Annotated in this window: 12 protein-coding genes; 7 read left to right on the forward strand and 5 right to left on the reverse strand. The window is 59.1% G+C overall.

Annotated elements, in window-relative coordinates:
* Nucleotides 1–12: 12 nt before the first annotated feature.
* Together lptE and leuS are read right to left on the reverse strand one after the other, a co-directional pair.
* A complete protein-coding gene (gene lptE / locus AC1DTN_RS07345; protein ID WP_477920255.1) occupies nucleotides 13–534 on the reverse strand; it encodes an LPS assembly lipoprotein LptE in 522 nt (173 codons plus the stop codon).
* Nucleotides 524–3154 carry a leucine--tRNA ligase gene (leuS, locus tag AC1DTN_RS07350; RefSeq protein WP_477920256.1) on the reverse strand — a complete coding sequence of 877 codons (2631 nt, stop codon included), beginning with the start codon at nucleotides 3152–3154 and terminating at the stop codon, nucleotides 524–526. Before leuS ends, lptE begins: the two co-directional genes overlap by 11 nt.
* A gap of 196 nt (nucleotides 3155–3350) precedes the next feature.
* Here leuS and AC1DTN_RS07355 point away from each other — a divergent pair, with 196 nt between their 5' ends.
* Nucleotides 3351–4010, forward strand: coding sequence for a YggS family pyridoxal phosphate-dependent enzyme (locus AC1DTN_RS07355; RefSeq protein ID WP_477920257.1), 660 nt, complete (start codon nucleotides 3351–3353; stop codon nucleotides 4008–4010).
* Between the two features lie 417 nt (nucleotides 4011–4427).
* The gene (locus tag AC1DTN_RS07360; RefSeq protein ID WP_477920258.1) at nucleotides 4428–5363 is read left to right on the forward strand and encodes a flagellin N-terminal helical domain-containing protein; all 936 of its coding nucleotides are present in this window, start codon (nucleotides 4428–4430) and stop codon (nucleotides 5361–5363) included.
* Between the two features lie 71 nt (nucleotides 5364–5434).
* On the opposite strand, the gene AC1DTN_RS07365 is transcribed toward AC1DTN_RS07360, so the two are convergent.
* Nucleotides 5435–6136: a DUF1013 domain-containing protein gene (locus AC1DTN_RS07365; protein WP_477920259.1), complete on the reverse strand. Its 702-nt coding sequence runs from the start codon at nucleotides 6134–6136 to the stop codon at nucleotides 5435–5437.
* A 233-nt stretch (nucleotides 6137–6369) separates the two neighbouring features.
* Between AC1DTN_RS07365 and acs the strand changes: the two genes are divergently transcribed.
* A complete protein-coding gene (gene acs / locus AC1DTN_RS07370) occupies nucleotides 6370–8325 on the forward strand; it encodes an acetate--CoA ligase (RefSeq protein ID WP_477920261.1) in 1956 nt (651 codons plus the stop codon).
* Between the two features lie 32 nt (nucleotides 8326–8357).
* Here the strand turns inward: acs and AC1DTN_RS07375 are convergent, their stop codons facing one another.
* Together AC1DTN_RS07375 and AC1DTN_RS07380 are read right to left on the reverse strand one after the other, a co-directional pair.
* Nucleotides 8358–8774 carry a thermonuclease family protein gene (locus tag AC1DTN_RS07375; RefSeq protein WP_439016907.1) on the reverse strand — a complete coding sequence of 139 codons (417 nt, stop codon included), beginning with the start codon at nucleotides 8772–8774 and terminating at the stop codon, nucleotides 8358–8360.
* Nucleotides 8775–8849: 75 nt separating this feature from the next.
* Nucleotides 8850–9074 carry a DUF1674 domain-containing protein gene (locus tag AC1DTN_RS07380; protein ID WP_310389758.1) on the reverse strand — a complete coding sequence of 75 codons (225 nt, stop codon included), beginning with the start codon at nucleotides 9072–9074 and terminating at the stop codon, nucleotides 8850–8852.
* 110 nt (nucleotides 9075–9184) lie between these two features.
* Between AC1DTN_RS07380 and htpX the strand changes: the two genes are divergently transcribed.
* From htpX to purH, 4 genes are all read left to right on the forward strand, one after another.
* Nucleotides 9185–10147, forward strand: a complete 963-nt coding sequence (gene htpX / locus AC1DTN_RS07385) for a zinc metalloprotease HtpX (RefSeq protein WP_310389756.1) — start codon at nucleotides 9185–9187, stop codon at nucleotides 10145–10147.
* Complete coding sequence (locus tag AC1DTN_RS07390; RefSeq protein ID WP_477920262.1) at nucleotides 10138–11529, forward strand: RsmB/NOP family class I SAM-dependent RNA methyltransferase; 1392 nt, start codon at nucleotides 10138–10140, stop codon at nucleotides 11527–11529. Before htpX ends, AC1DTN_RS07390 begins: the two co-directional genes overlap by 10 nt.
* Before the next feature lie 102 nt (nucleotides 11530–11631).
* On the forward strand, nucleotides 11632–13299 hold the full coding sequence (locus AC1DTN_RS07395) for a heparinase II/III family protein (protein WP_310389752.1): 1668 nt from the start codon (nucleotides 11632–11634) through the stop codon (nucleotides 13297–13299).
* 92 nt (nucleotides 13300–13391) lie between these two features.
* Entirely contained in the window at nucleotides 13392–15008 is a 1617-nt protein-coding gene (gene purH / locus AC1DTN_RS07400; RefSeq protein WP_310389750.1) for a bifunctional phosphoribosylaminoimidazolecarboxamide formyltransferase/IMP cyclohydrolase, read from the forward strand.
* Nucleotides 15009–15049: the final 41 nt, after the last annotated feature.

Genomic DNA, 15049 nt, shown 5'->3' on the forward strand with positions numbered 1-15049 from the left:
GCCACCGCTCCCTTAGCGGCTGAGTGCGGCGGCGAGATCCGCTCCCACGAATTCGGCCGCCTGATTGGCGGCGCGATTTTCGGCATCACGGATGGCGCGCTGCTTTGCAAATTCCTGACTCGGGAAGTCTACCAGGGCCGTCGCTTCGCGTCTGCCTGCCTTGATCACCTGATTGTCTTTAGTGGTGCGCAAAGTGTAGCTAACCGAAACGGTCGCGCGGCCTGCGCGAGACGTATCCGAGGACTGAACAAGCAAAGTATCGGCAACGTATGACGAAACTTGCATATCAACCATGTAATCCGGCTTCTCGACTTCTCCGGCACCGCGGGAAGCCAGGAAGATCAGATGATTGCGAACTTCCTGTCCGACACGTGTACCCGCTTCGGAAAAGCCGACGGAGCCGAGCTTTTCGGTAACGCCGGTGCTTTCGGAATAGAGCGGCCGAACCTGGCAGGCGGAAAGAAACGCCGTGGACACAAGGATCGTGACGATGCCGGCGCGGCGCGCAAGCTTGCGGGCGAAATCAGACGACAATGTTTACAATCCTCTGTGGAACCACGATGATTTTTTTCGGTGCTTGACCGTTCAAGACATTCTTCACCGCGTCCAATTCCAGCACGGCTTCGGTGACGGCATTTTGATCTGCGTCGCGAGAAATTGTCAATTCGGCGCGCTTCTTGCCGTTGATTTGCACGGGAAGGATCACGTCGTTCTCGACGACGAGCGATTCATCAAAATCCGGCCAGGTCGTATGGGCGATGAGGTCCTTGTTGCCGAGGGTCATCCAGCATTCCTCAGCCAGATGCGGCGTCATCGGCGCGACGAGCTGGATGAGGATCTCAGCCGCATCGCGGATTGCAGCCCGATAGGTTGCATCGCCCTCACCGGCCGCGACCTTCGTCAGCGGGCCTGCCAGCGCGTTGACGAGTTCGTAGATGCGGGCGACTGCTTTGTTGAACCAAAGCCTGTCATAGTCGTTCTGGACTGCCTTCAGCGTCTTGTGGGCGAGCTGAGAGATTGCGAGGGCTTCGCCGTCTTTCGCCGTCTTCGGTTCCACGGTGGAGAGCACTTCAGCCGCTTCCGAAATCAGACGCCACAGCCGCTGTGTGAAGCGGTGAGCACCTTCAACGCCGGCTTCCGACCAGATCACGTCGCGCTCGGGCGGAGAGTCTGACAGAACGAAGAAGCGGGCAGTATCGGCGCCATAGGAGGCGATGATATCGTCGGGGTCTACGACGTTCTTTTTCGACTTCGACATCTTTTCGATCGAGCCGATGGTGATTTCTTCGCCGCCTTCCAGCAGATAAGCGCTGCGCTTCCCGTCAATCTCCTCGATGCGGATATCGGTGGGGGAAATCCATTCGCGATGCATGCCCGCGCCGCGGCTATAGGTTTCGTGGACCACCATACCCTGGGTGAAGAGGCCCTTGAAAGGCTCCTTGACATCCACGTGGCCTGTCTCGCGCATCGCGCGGGTGAAGAAGCGCGAATAGAGCAGATGCAGGATCGCGTGTTCGATACCGCCGATATACTGGTCTACCGGCAGCCAGCGGTTGGCCGCAGCCGGGTCGGTCGGCTGCGTCTCCCAGGGGGCCGTGAAGCGGGTGAAGTACCAGCTCGAATCGACGAATGTGTCCATCGTGTCCGTCTCACGACGCGCATCCTTGCCACATTGCGGGCAGGCGACGTGCCGCCAGGTCGGGTGGCGGTCCAGCGGGTTGCCCGGCTGATCGAAAGTCACATCCTGCGGCAGCTTTACCGGCAGGTCCTTTTTCGGAACCGGGATGACGCCGCAGTCATCGCAATGGATAACCGGGATGGGGCAGCCCCAGTAACGCTGACGGGAGATACCCCAGTCACGCAGGCGGAAATTGACCTTGCGTTCGCCCTGCGGCGCGTTGCCGAGCAGAGTGGACGACAGCTTGTCGGCAACGATCTGGAAAGCTTCGTCCGCCGTCTTGCCATCAAGGAAGCGCGAGTTGATCATCACGCCCTCGCCGTCATAGGCGACATCGCCGATGGTGAAGCTTGCGGCATCGCCGTCCTCAGGCATGACGACCGGCACGACCGGCAGACCATATTTGCGGGCGAAATCCAGGTCTCGCTGGTCGCCGGAAGGGCAGCCGAAGATGGCGCCCGTGCCGTAATCCATCAGGACGAAATTGGYGACGTAGACCGGCAGCTCCCAGGAAGGATCGAGCGGGTGCTTCACGCGGATGCCGGTATCCATGCCCTTCTTCTCAGCCGTCTCGAGTGCGGCAAGAGAGGTACCAGCGCGGCGGCATTCCTCGCAGAACGCCTCGATGTCAGCATTCTTTCCCGCGGCCTCCTTGGCGAGCGGATGATCAGCGGCGATCGCCAGGAAGGAGGCGCCAAACAGCGTATCCGGACGGGTCGTGTAGACCACCACTTCGGTTTCGCCGGCAGGTGCGGTTTCCGGGACGATCTCCCAGCGGATCGTGAGGCCTTCAGAGCGGCCGATCCAGTTCTTCTGCATCAGCCGTACTTTTTCCGGCCACTGGTCGAGCGTATCGAGCGCGTCCAGCAGGTCCTGGCTGAAATCGGTGATCTTAAAGAACCACTGCGTCAGTTCGCGCTGTTCGACCAGCGCGCCGGACCGCCAGCCGCGGCCGTCGATGACCTGTTCGTTGGCGAGAACGGTGTTGTCGACCGGATCCCAGTTCACCTTGGACTGCTTGCGGTACACGAGGCCCTTTTCCAGGAAGTCCAGGAAGAGATGCTGCTGCTGCTGGTAATATTCGACATCGCAGGTCGCGAATTCGCGGGACCAGTCCAGCGACAGGCCCATCGCCTTCAGCTGTGCCTTCATCGAGCCGATATTCTGATAAGTCCAGGATGCGGGGTGTACGCCGCGCTCCATCGCCGCATTTTCCGCTGGCATGCCAAAGGCGTCCCAACCCATCGGATGAAGGACGTTATAGCCGCGAGCACGCTTGTAGCGTGCCACGACGTCACCCATGGCGTAGTTGCGGACATGGCCCATGTGGATACGGCCCGACGGATAGGGGAACATCTCTAGGACGTAATATTTCTCGCGCGGATCGGAGTTATCGGTCTCGAAGACCTTTTCCTCGTTCCATTTCTGCTGCCAGCGGGGCTCGGCGTCGCGCGGATTGTAACGTTCGGTAGCCATGTATCAGAATTTCCGGAAAATCAGGGGAGGTTGGTCGAGACCTTCACCATGAAACCAACCAAGCGTCAAGTTTTGCAGGCGCTTCACGCGTTCGATCTTGGCTATGAGGCGATTTCACGGAGAGAAGCCTTGGCAAGCCCACGGCAGCCCAGTAGTGCATTGCCGATGAATTTATGCCTGTTATCGGGACGAAACGATGGAACTTCAAGAGCGGTTGAAAGAAGTATGGTCCAGGGTTGCTGCAGCGGGGCGGGATGCGGGTCGTCCGGAACGTTCCGTGCAGCTGGTGGCGGTCTCCAAGACCTTTGAGGCCGATACCATTCGCCTGGCGATCGAAGCCGGTCAGCGCGTCTTCGGAGAAAACCGCGTTCAGGAAAGCCAGGGAAAATGGCCGGAACTGAAGGCGGAAACGCCCGGCATCGAGCTGCACCTCATTGGTCCGCTGCAATCCAACAAGGCTGCCGAAGCGGTTGCGCTTTTCGACGTGATCGAGACCATTGATCGTGAGAAGATCGCGCGCGCCATTGCCGAGGAAATGAAGCGGCAGGGCAAGACGCTGCGTCTCTATGTGCAGGTCAATACCGGCCTGGAGCCACAAAAGGCCGGCATTGCACCTGACGATACGGCAGCTTTCGTGAATTTCTGTCGCGATGAGCTCGGCCTTGCCATTGAAGGGCTGATGTGTATTCCGCCGGCGGATGAAAATCCCGGTCCGCATTTCGCCCTGCTCGCCAAGCTCGCAGAAAAGTGCGGCGTCAAAAAACTCTCCATGGGCATGTCCGGTGACTACGAGATTGCCATTGCGTTCGGCGCCACCAGCGTGCGCGTTGGCTCGGCGATTTTCGGCACGCGTTAACAAATGGCGGAAAACGACCTCTTCGAATCAGAGGATTGCTCATGATTCGAAGAGGTATCCGGTGGCCGTTGTTTGGAAAGCGATAATATTCATTAACACGAAAAAAAGTTTAAGACGGCGGTTTTTCCGGTTAATGCTCGGCCACACATCGTTCGCGGCATTCCCCTAAGATACTTAAATTATTGAATAATTTTTGCCGATTTCTCGCGTTTTTGCAAAGCCGGTTGACTGCCGCCGCAAGCCCTAACGAGAGCTTAAATTAAATTTTCAGCAAAGCTAATTGAGGAATTATTAACTATGTTGGGCGCAACCATTCGTTAACGGCAATGACCCAGCTCTCTTGGGTTTTGCATGAAGCGTCGCCGTTACCGGACTCGTCCGGATGACCCCTTTCACTTTGATTGCGGAAAACGGAACATGACAAGCATCCTCACCAACAACGCTGCTATGGCAGCGCTGCAGACCCTGCGCGGCGTAAATGACAGCCTCAAGGATACCCAGGGCCGCGTCTCCTCGGGCTATCGTATCGACAAAGCTGCCGACAACGCTGCTTATTGGTCGATCGCAACGACCATGCGTTCGGACAACAAGGCCCTCTCGGCTGTTTCCGACGCTCTCGGCCTCGGCGCTGCAAAGGTCGATACGGCCTACACTGCCATGGACAATGCCATCGACGTCGTCAGCGAAATCAAGTCCAAGATCGTCGCCGCTACGGAAAAGGGCGTCGACAAGACCAAGGTCCAGGAAGAAATCGACCAGCTGCAGGAACAGCTGGTAAGCATCGCTCAGTCGGCTTCCTTCTCCGGTGAAAACTGGGTTGCCGGCGCTTCGGGCACGAAGAGCGTCGTCTCCTCCTTCGTCCGTGACGGTTCCAATGCCGTTTCGGTCAAGATGACGGACTATGTTCTTGATGCGGGCACACTCGGCAACGTGCTGTTCGGCATGAACAGCAACGGCACGATCCAAACGACGAGCGGCATCATCGGTACCGCATTCAACGGCACCTATGGCAACGTCTCCATCGTGATGCCGTCGATCTATGCACTCGACATCACCACCTTCACTCAGGGCCAGCTCGATGGAGCGCTTTCCGGCGTCGAACTCGTGCTCCAGGCCATGACGAATGCAGGTTCACAGCTCGGCTCGATTTCGACCCGAATTCAGTTGCAGGAAACCTTCGTCAGCGCTCTGGGTGACTCGATCGACTCCGGTGTCGGCCGCCTCGTCGACGCCGACATGGAAGAAGAGTCCTCCAAGCTCYCTGCCCTGCAGACGCAGCAGCAGCTCGCGATCCAGTCCCTCTCGATCGCCAATTCCTCGGCGCAGAACATTCTCTCGCTCTTCCGCAGCTAATAGCGCGCAGGAGAACGGCAACAAAAAACCCCGCCATTGGCGGGGTTTATTCATTTCAAAATATGACGATCTCAGAAGTGATCATCTTCATCCTCGTCCTTGGGGGTCGAGCGCAGCGAGCTCAGCTTGCGGAAGACGGCATCGGCGTCGATTTCCTTTTCTTCCTCACGCTCATAGCTTGGCGTCAGACGCTCGGTTTCCTGAGCGGACTGCAGCGTTGCGCCGAGTTCGGCAGCGGTTGGCAGCGGACGGCCCTTGGATGCCYTTTCCACTTCCATGTCGAGATCGATCTGGCTGCAAAGGCCGAGCGTGACCGGATCCATCGGTGCGAGGTTTGCCGAATTCCAGTGGGTGCGCTCGCGGATCTGCTCGATCGTCGACTTGGTGGTGCCGACGAGACGCGAGATCTGGGCATCCTTCAGTTCCGGATGGTTGCGAACCAGCCAGAGAATGGCGTTCGGGCGGTCCTGACGCTTGGAAACCGGCGTATAGCGCGGGCCACGGCGCTTGGATTCCGGCACGCGGACCTTCGGCTCGGAAAGCTTTAGCTTGTAGTTCGGGTTGCCCTCTGCGCGGGCGATTTCATCACGGGAAAGCTGGCCGGTGGCGATCGGGTCCAGGCCTTTGATGCCCTGCGCGGCTTCACCATCGGCAATCGCCTTGACTTCGAGCGGATGCAGTTTGCAAAACTGAGCGATCTGGTCGAAAGACAGGGCTGTATTGTCGACGAGCCAGATGGCAGTCGCCTTTGGCATGAGCAGCTGTTGAGCCATGGATATAGTCCTTCTATCGTCCGCGCCGGTCGCGGTCCGTGGATTGTCACCACAATGTCCGGGAAATATGGCGCTATATAACCGCACTGTCGCAGAATTGCAATTCTTCAGAAATGAAATGACCTTTGTCTAATTGCCGTCATCAGACTACCTGATATGAATTGCGCAATTCGAGTCCCGGTCGCTGCGTCGAAACCATCGGCCGTTGCATAGCCTTGTGAGGAGGAGTTCCCATGTCGGAGAAGATCTATCCGGTTTCCAAACCGGTGAAGACCCGTGCGCTGATCGATCAGGCCAAGTACGAGCAATGGTACGAGGAAAGCATTGAAAACCCCGACAAGTTCTGGGGCAAACACGGCAAGCGCATCGACTGGTTCAAGCCCTACACCAAGGTCAAGAACACGTCCTTTACCGGCAAAGTCTCGATCAAGTGGTTCGAGGATGGCCAGACCAATGTTTCCTATAATTGTATCGATCGTCACCTGAAGACGAACGGCAATCAGACCGCCATCATCTTCGAAGGCGACAATCCCTATATCGATAAAAAGATCACCTATAACGAGCTCTATGAGCATGTCTGCCGCATGGCGAACGTGCTGAAGAAGCATGGCGTCAAGAAGGGTGACCGCGTCACCATCTACATGCCGATGATCCCCGAAGCGGCCTATGCGATGCTCGCCTGCGCCCGCATCGGTGCGGTGCATTCCGTCGTCTTCGGCGGTTTCTCGCCGGAAGCGCTGGCCGGCCGTATCGTGGACTGCGAATCCACTTTCATCATCACCTGCGACGAGGGCATCCGCGGCGGCAAGCCGGTTCCGCTGAAAGACAACACCGATACCGCCATCCATATTGCCGCCCGCCAGCATGTGACGGTCAACAAGGTGCTCGTCGTACGCCGCACTGGCGGCAAGACCGGCTGGGCGCCGGGTCGCGACCTCTGGCACCATCAGGAAATCGCCACGGTGAAGCCGGAATGCCCGCCGGTGAAGATGAGGGCGGAAGATCCGCTTTTCATCCTCTACACTTCGGGTTCTACGGGCAAGCCGAAGGGGGTGCTGCATACGACGGGCGGTTATCTCGTCTATGCGGCGATGACACATGAATATGTTTTCGATTATCACCCCGGTGATATCTATTGGTGCACGGCTGATGTCGGCTGGGTTACCGGTCACTCCTATATCGTCTACGGGCCGCTCGCGAACTGCGCGACGACACTGATGTTCGAAGGCGTGCCGAATTTTCCGGACCAAGGCCGGTTCTGGGAAATCATCGACAAGCACAAGGTCAATATCTTCTACACGGCGCCGACGGCGATCCGCTCGCTCATGGGCGCCGGCGACCATTTCGTTACCCGCTCTTCCCGCGAGAGCCTGCGCCTGCTCGGCACGGTCGGCGAGCCGATCAATCCGGAAGCCTGGGAATGGTACTACAATGTCGTCGGGGACAAGCGTTGCCCCGTTATCGACACCTGGTGGCAGACGGAAACCGGCGGCCACATGATCACGCCATTGCCGGGCGCCACCGATCTCAAGCCGGGTTCGGCGACGAAGCCCTTCTTCGGTGTCAAGCCGCAGCTCGTCGACAACGAGGGCAAGGTGCTGGAAGGTGCCGCAGACGGCAATCTCTGCATCACTGAGAGCTGGCCCGGCCAGATGCGTACGGTCTATGGCGACCACGAGCGTTTCATCCAGACTTACTTCACCACCTACAAGGGCAAGTATTTCACCGGTGACGGCTGCCGCCGCGACGAGGACGGCTATTACTGGATCACCGGCCGCGTCGACGATGTTCTGAACGTCTCCGGCCATCGTCTCGGTACGGCGGAAGTCGAATCCGCCCTCGTCTCGCACAATCTCGTCTCGGAAGCTGCCGTCGTTGGTTATCCGCACCCGATCAAAGGCCAGGGCATTTATTGCTACGTCACGCTGATGGCGGGCAATGAGGGCACGGACGAGCTGCGCCAGCAGCTTGTCAAACATGTGCGTGCCGAAATCGGCCCGATTGCAGCACCCGACAAAATCCAGTTCGCGCCCGGCCTGCCGAAGACCCGTTCGGGCAAGATCATGCGCCGCATCCTGCGCAAAATAGCAGAGGACGATTTCGGTTCGCTTGGCGATACTTCGACGCTGGCAGATCCGGCGGTTGTCGAAGATCTGATCGCTAACCGGCAGAACAAGGCTACGGCTTGAGTCAAAGGGCCGCTCCACCGTCAGGAGCGGCCCTATTCTTCCGCGCAGAAAACCTGTGGTTTGCGACCGCCATCATAGGCGCGGACCAGTCCTTCCGAAAGAAGATCCTGTGCGGGATTGCGCCCATCCGCGAAGGTGACATTGGCGAGTATTCGTCCGAAATATTTGTCGCCGGCGATCTCCCTCAGCTGGATAATGGAGACGCCTGATATCATTTGTTCAAGCGCATCTCGTGCCTCAAGACCAGCCTTCCGGATTTCAGCGCATTTCGAATGGATTTCGGGCGCATCTATGCCGCGAATGCGGACATAGACTTCCATGGTCTGCTGCGGCCAGGGTGTTGCGGCGACCAGCAGCGTATCGCCGTCAATGATCCGGATAATCTTCGCCGATACAGGACCTTCGATTTCGTCCCGTGCCGCAAGGGCCGGCACAGACGAAAGAGACAACAGAAGAATCAAAAGCGGCTTAAGCATAACAGGAATAAATTCCGATTATGCCCTGAAGTCAATGGGAATATTTGCCTAGAAATCGATCGCACGGCCGTTGATTTCATAGTCGCCGAAGCGGGAGGGCTCAGCTCCGCCCCGTCCGCCGATCTCCGGTGGCAGATCGGCAAGCCTAGCGTTTTTGCGGCGCTCCTCGGCTTCGGCCAACGCACGCTTTGCGGCAGGGGAAAGCATCTTGCGCGGCGGCTCGGAGCCCTCTGGCACCGGGGTTTCCACATTGTCGTTATCGGCCGTCTGCATGCTGACTCCCGCCTGAAAATATTGAAAATGGCTGGCGAATAACCAAATCATAGTGCGTTGGCGCCAGGATTTAAAGCATCCCGCTGCAATCAAGGAGATGGAGACCTCTGATGAACCTCGTGCGTACTGCCATGTTGCTTGCCTTCATGACGGCGCTTTTCATGTTTGTCGGCTTTTTGATCGGCGGCAGAGGCGGCATGATGATCGCCTTTCTCATCGCTGCCGGCATGAATTTCTTCTCCTACTGGAATGCCGACCGGATGGTATTATCGGCCTATCGGGCGCAGGAGGTCGATGAGCGCAACGCCCCGGAATTTTACCGTATCGTGCGCGATCTCGCCCACAATGCGGGCCTGCCGATGCCGAAGGTCTATCTCTACGACAGCCCTCAGCCGAATGCCTTTGCGACCGGGCGCAATCCGGAGAATGCTGCCGTCGCGGCCTCGACCGGCCTGCTTGCCGCCCTCTCGCCAGAAGAAGTTGCGGGCGTGATGGCGCATGAGCTTGCCCACGTCCAGAACCGCGATACGCTGACCATGACGATCACCGCCACGCTTGCCGGTGCGATCTCGATGCTCGGCAATTTCGCCTTCTTCTTTGGCGGCAACCGCGAGAACAACAACAATCCCCTGGGCTTCGTCGGCGTGCTCGTCGCGATGATCGTTGCGCCGCTTGCCGCCATGCTGGTGCAGATGGCAATCAGCCGTACGCGCGAATATTCGGCCGACAGGCGGGGTGCTGAAATCTGCGGCAACCCGCTGTGGTTGGCCTCCGCGCTCGGCAAGATTGCCCGTGGTGCGGCGCATGTGCCGAACTACGACGCTGAACGCAACCCGGCCACCGCGCATATGTTCATCATCAATCCGCTCTCCGGGGAGCGGATGGACAACCTGTTTTCGACCCATCCGAACACCGAAAATCGTATCGCGGCCCTGCAGGAAATGGCAAGGGGAGGTTTCGACGTCTCGACGCGGCCGGTTCGTGCTGCTAATCCGACACGCAAATCGCGCTCGGTTCCGAATACGGGTTCCGGCGGCGGTGGCTCGCAACCGCCAAAGGGTCCGTGGTCTTGAATTCAGACGGCAAGAAGAAGCCAGCTCACAAACATAAACCTTCCCCAGAACGCTCAGCGCAGGCGCCGATAAAACCCGGCCTGCCGGCGCGTGCTGCTGCCGCAAAAATCCTTGCCGCCGTCGTCGACAAAAAACTGCCGCTCGATGGCGCGCTGGATCACGAGCATGGAAATCCGGCCTACAAGGCGCTCGGGGAAAGCGATCGTGCTCTGGTTCGCGCCATCCTCAACACCACCCTCAGGCATCTGCCTCGCATCGATGCCGCCATTGCCTCGCTGCTCGAAACGCCGTTGCCGGAAGGTGCCCGAGCTTTGCATCATGTGCTTGCCGTTGGAGCTGCGCAGATTCTCTATCTCGACGTTCCCGATCACTCCGCCGTCGACCTTGCGGTCGAACAGGCCAATCAGGATCCTCGCAATCGGCGTTTCGCCAAGCTCGTCAATGCGATCCTGCGCCGTCTTAGCCGTGAGAAGGAGCATGTCCTTGCCGAGATCGCTGACATTCCGCCAATGCCGGCGTGGTTCATCGCGCGGCTTGAAAAAGCCTATGGGAAAGAGCGGGCACTTGCCATTTCCGAATCCCAGCTTGAGCCGGCGGCGATCGATCTTACCGTTAAATCCGATGCCGCAGGCTGGGCGGAGCGCCTGAACGGCACGGTGCTACCCACTGGCGGCGTGCGACTTTCCGCTTTTGAAGGCGGTATTCCCTTGCTTGCCGGCTTTGACGAGGGTGAATGGTGGGTTCAGGATGCGGCCGCGAGCATTCCCGCAAATCTCTTCGGTGATCTCACCGGCAAGCGTGTTGCCGATCTCTGCGCTGCGCCGGGCGGCAAGACCGCCCAGCTCATCCTTGCCGGTGGCAAGGTGACGGCGATCGACCAGTCCGAAAATCGGCTGAAGCGCTTGCGCTCCAATCTGGAGCGGCTGGGCCTCGAAGCCGATACGATCGCGGTGGATCTCACGAAATTCGAACCGTCGGAGCGTTTCGACGCGATTCTTCTCGACGCGCCCTGCTCTTCGACAGGTACGACGCGCCGGCATCCCGACGTGCTCTGGACGAAAGGCGCCGAGGATATCACCAAGCTCGCAGCACTGCAGGAGCGTCTTCTGCGCCATGCTATTACCCTGCTGAACCCTGGCGGCGTGCTCGTCTTTTCCAACTGCTCGCTCGATCCGCAGGAAGGCGAGGAGGTCGTGGCGCGCGTACTCGAAGATGTGAAGGGCGTTGAACGGGTGCCGATCGACACCGAAAAATGGCCCGGTATGAGCCAGGCGATTACACCACTGGGCGAGTTCCGCACACTTCCTACAATGCTGGATATGCCTGATGGTTTTGCATCGGGCCTCGATGGCTTCTACGCTGCGGTGCTCAGACGCGTCTAAGTTCTATTATATTCCAACTTCATCACAAAATAATACATCGTGGCTAATGAAATCGGTTTTGATTCATCTATTCTTAACCACGAGGGGCAATAGACAATTGATATGCAGTCCGGTCGGCGTCTTGCGAGCATGTATGTTCGGGAAGCTTGGCGGCGCGGTACGCGCCGTGCCGCACTTCTGCGCTTGCGTTTCTTCCGCCATGCCATACCGGTGCCGGAACGCCTGATCGTCGCGCCGACGGATCTGAGAGGCGTCGATTCACACGTTGCCGAAGAAATCATGGACGGCCGGTTTCCGCTTGCCGGGCGTATGTTGGAAACCGGCGGCAAATCCCCCTTCACGTTGACGCTTCCGTCACGCGCTTTTGCGGTCAGGCTTCATAGCTTCGGCTGGCTGCGGCATATGCGGGCCAATAAGAGCGAGCGCGGTTCGGCCGTTGCCCGTGTGATCGTCGATAGTTGGCTCTCTATTCACGGGGGTCGTATTGAAGGGATCGCCTGGGAGACCGACGTCGTCTCGCAGCGTGTCATTGCCTGGCTGGCGCATTCTCCGGTCGTCCTGCAGAATGCCGATCGCGGTTTTTATCGCCGCTTCATGAAGTCGCTCGCCTTTCATATCGGTTATTTGCGCCGCATGGCGCCCTATTCGACCGGCGAAGTCCGCTTCCGCTTGCGCATCGCGCTCGCGACGGCCTCTGTCGCTATGCCAGTGCGTGCCTCGACAGTGCGGCGGGCGGCCCAGGCGCTCGACCGCGAATTCGACAGCCAGATTCTGCCTGACGGAGGCCATATCTCCCGCAATCCACGCGTCGGGCTTGAGCTGCTGCTCGATCTGCTGCCGCTGCGGCAGACCTATGTCAATCTCGGCCACGATCTGCCACAGAAGCTGATCTCCGGTATTGACCGCATGTACCCTGCCCTGCGCTTCTTCCGCCATCAGGATGGAGATCTGGCGCTTTTCAACGGTGCGACATCCACGCTGGCAGACGAGCTGATGTCCGTGCTGCGCTACGACGAGACTGCAGGCCAGCCGTTCAAAGCGCTACCGCATTCCCGCTATCAGCGACTTGCCGCCGGCAAGACGGTGATCATTGCCGATACCGGACCACCCTCGCCCGCCTGCTTCAGAACAGCCCATGCAGGCAGTCTCTCCTTCGAAATGTCCTCAGGCCGCTACCGCTTCATCGTCAACTCGGGATCGCCGAAATTCGCAGGCCAACGCTATGTCCAGATGGCCCGCACCACGGCTGCCCATTCCACCGTGGTCCTGAACGATACGTCCTCTAGTCGGTTCTCTCCCTCGGCTTTTCTGGCCCATATGATGACGGAGCCGGTGGAAACGGTTGCCGCCGAGCGCGTGGAGACCGAGGATGGCCGTGAAGGCATCAAGGCGAGGCATGACGGCTATCTCGATGCTTTTGGCGTCATCCATGAGCGGGAGCTGACGCTGAACGCCGCTGGCTCCATCGTGACCGGCATGGACCGTTTTGTGACGGACGACCGGTATCACAGTGAAGGTCCGCTGCGGGCGGTTGCCCGCTTCCACATCCATCCCGCCATCGTGCCTAGGCAGAACGATACGGAATCCGTGCTGCTGACGGCGCCGGATGGCGAAAGCTGGTTGTTTTCCTCTCCCGGCAATGAAGTGCTGATCTCGGAAGATATTTTCTTTGCTGACAGCGCCGGTATCAGCAGCTCGGACCAGATCGAGATCGATTTCGATTTGGCGGAGAAACCTGAAATTCGCTGGTTTTTATCGCGCAAGGGCTAGCAGCTGTTTGCGCCGGCTCCAAGCTGTGGTAACGCGGCCCCATCAAGCGTCCCTTGCCCGGATGTCTCCCGAAGCCCGAACGGAGAAGGTTCATGGCCGTCATTTCCAAGAAAATCCCCGCCCCCGACAAGGTCGAAGTCAAGACCGCGCTGCTCTCTGTCTTCGACAAGACCGGTATCATCGAACTTGCCCGTGCGCTTTCGGCGCGTGGCGTGCGCCTGCTGTCGACCGGCGGCACTTACAAGGCGATCGCGGCCGAAGGACTTGCGGTGACCGACGTTTCCGAAGTGACGCAGTTTCCGGAAATCATGGATGGCCGCGTGAAGACCCTGCATCCCAAGGTGCATGGCGGCCTGCTGGCGATCCGTGACGATGTCGAGCATCAGGAAGCCATGAAGGCCCATGGGATCGACGGCATCGACCTGCTGGTCGTCAATCTCTATCCCTTTGAGGATGTTCGTGCGGCCGGCGGTGACTATCCGACGACGGTCGAGAATATCGATATCGGTGGCCCGGCAATGATCCGTGCTTCCGCTAAGAACCATGCCTATGTCACCGTCATCACCGACCCGGCCGACTATGCCGAGCTGGCCGAGCAACTGTCGGCCGATGCCGGCAAGACAGCCTATGCCTTCCGCCAGCGCATGGCGGCCAAAGCCTATGCCCGTACTGCCGCCTATGACGCTGCCATCTCCAACTGGTTTGCTGAAGCGCTTTCGATCGATACGCCGCGTCATCGCACCATTGGCGGCGTGCTGAAGGAAGAGATGCGCTACGGTGAAAACCCGCACCAGAAGGCCGCCTTCTACGTGACGGGCGAAAAGCGCCCGGGCGTTTCGACAGCCGTCCTCCTGCAGGGTAAGCAACTTTCCTACAACAATATCAACGATACCGATGCAGCCTACGAACTCGTGGCCGAGTTCCTGCCGGAGAAGTCGCCGGCCTGCGCCATCATCAAGCACGCCAATCCCTGCGGTGTCGCAACCGGTTCAACACTTCTCGAGGCCTATAAGCGGGCGCTTGCCTGCGATTCCGTCTCGGCTTTCGGCGGTATCATCGCATTGAACCAGACGCTCGATGCGGCGACGGCCGAAGAAATCATCCAGCTCTTCACCGAGGTCATCATTGCGCCTGACGTCACCGAAGAAGCCAAGGCAATCGTGGCACGCAAGCCGAACCTGCGCCTGCTTTCAGCCGGCGGCCTGCCGGACGCGCGTGCGGCCGGCATCACTGCCAAGACCGTTTCCGGCGGCCTGCTCGTCCAGAGCCGCGACAACGGCATGGTCGAGGATCTGGAACTGAAGGTGGTCACTAAACGCGCGCCCACGGCCCAGGAACTCGAAGACATGAAGTTCGCCTTCAAGGTCGGCAAGCATGTGAAGTCGAATGCCGTGGTCTATGCCAAGGACGGCCAGACCGCAGGTATAGGCGCCGGCCAGATGAGCCGTGTCGATTCCGCCCGCATCGCTGCGCTCAAAGCTGAGGAAGCGGCCAAGGCGCTTGGTCTCGCCGTTCCGATGACACATGGTTCGGCAGTCGCCTCCGAGGCCTTCCTGCCCTTCGCCGATGGCTTACTGTCGATGATTGCTGCTGGCGCCACCGCCGTGATCCAGCCGGGCGGTTCTATGCGCGATCAGGAAGTCATCGATGCGGCAAACGAGCACAATGTCGCGATGGTCTTTACCGGCATGCGCCATTTCCGCCATTAAGCGGAGCAACGGATATGCCCCCGGCTTTGCGGCCGGGGGAA

This window comes from Rhizobium sp. 01T444, from assembly GCF_056398305.1.

Bases quoted from the DNA above. Each gene is read 5' to 3' on its own strand.
- AC1DTN_RS07355 (WP_477920257.1), top strand. From the start codon at position 3,351: ATGGAACTTCAAGAGCGGTTGAAAGAAGTATGGTCCAGGGTTGCTGCA.
- acs (WP_477920261.1), top strand. From the start codon at position 6,370: ATGTCGGAGAAGATCTATCCGGTTTCCAAACCGGTGAAGACCCGTGCG.
- AC1DTN_RS07380 (WP_310389758.1), bottom strand. From the start codon at position 9,074: ATGCAGACGGCCGATAACGACAATGTGGAAACCCCGGTGCCAGAGGGC.
- htpX (WP_310389756.1), top strand. From the start codon at position 9,185: ATGAACCTCGTGCGTACTGCCATGTTGCTTGCCTTCATGACGGCGCTT.
- AC1DTN_RS07395 (WP_310389752.1), top strand. From the start codon at position 11,632: ATGCAGTCCGGTCGGCGTCTTGCGAGCATGTATGTTCGGGAAGCTTGG.
- purH (WP_310389750.1), top strand. From the start codon at position 13,392: ATGGCCGTCATTTCCAAGAAAATCCCCGCCCCCGACAAGGTCGAAGTC.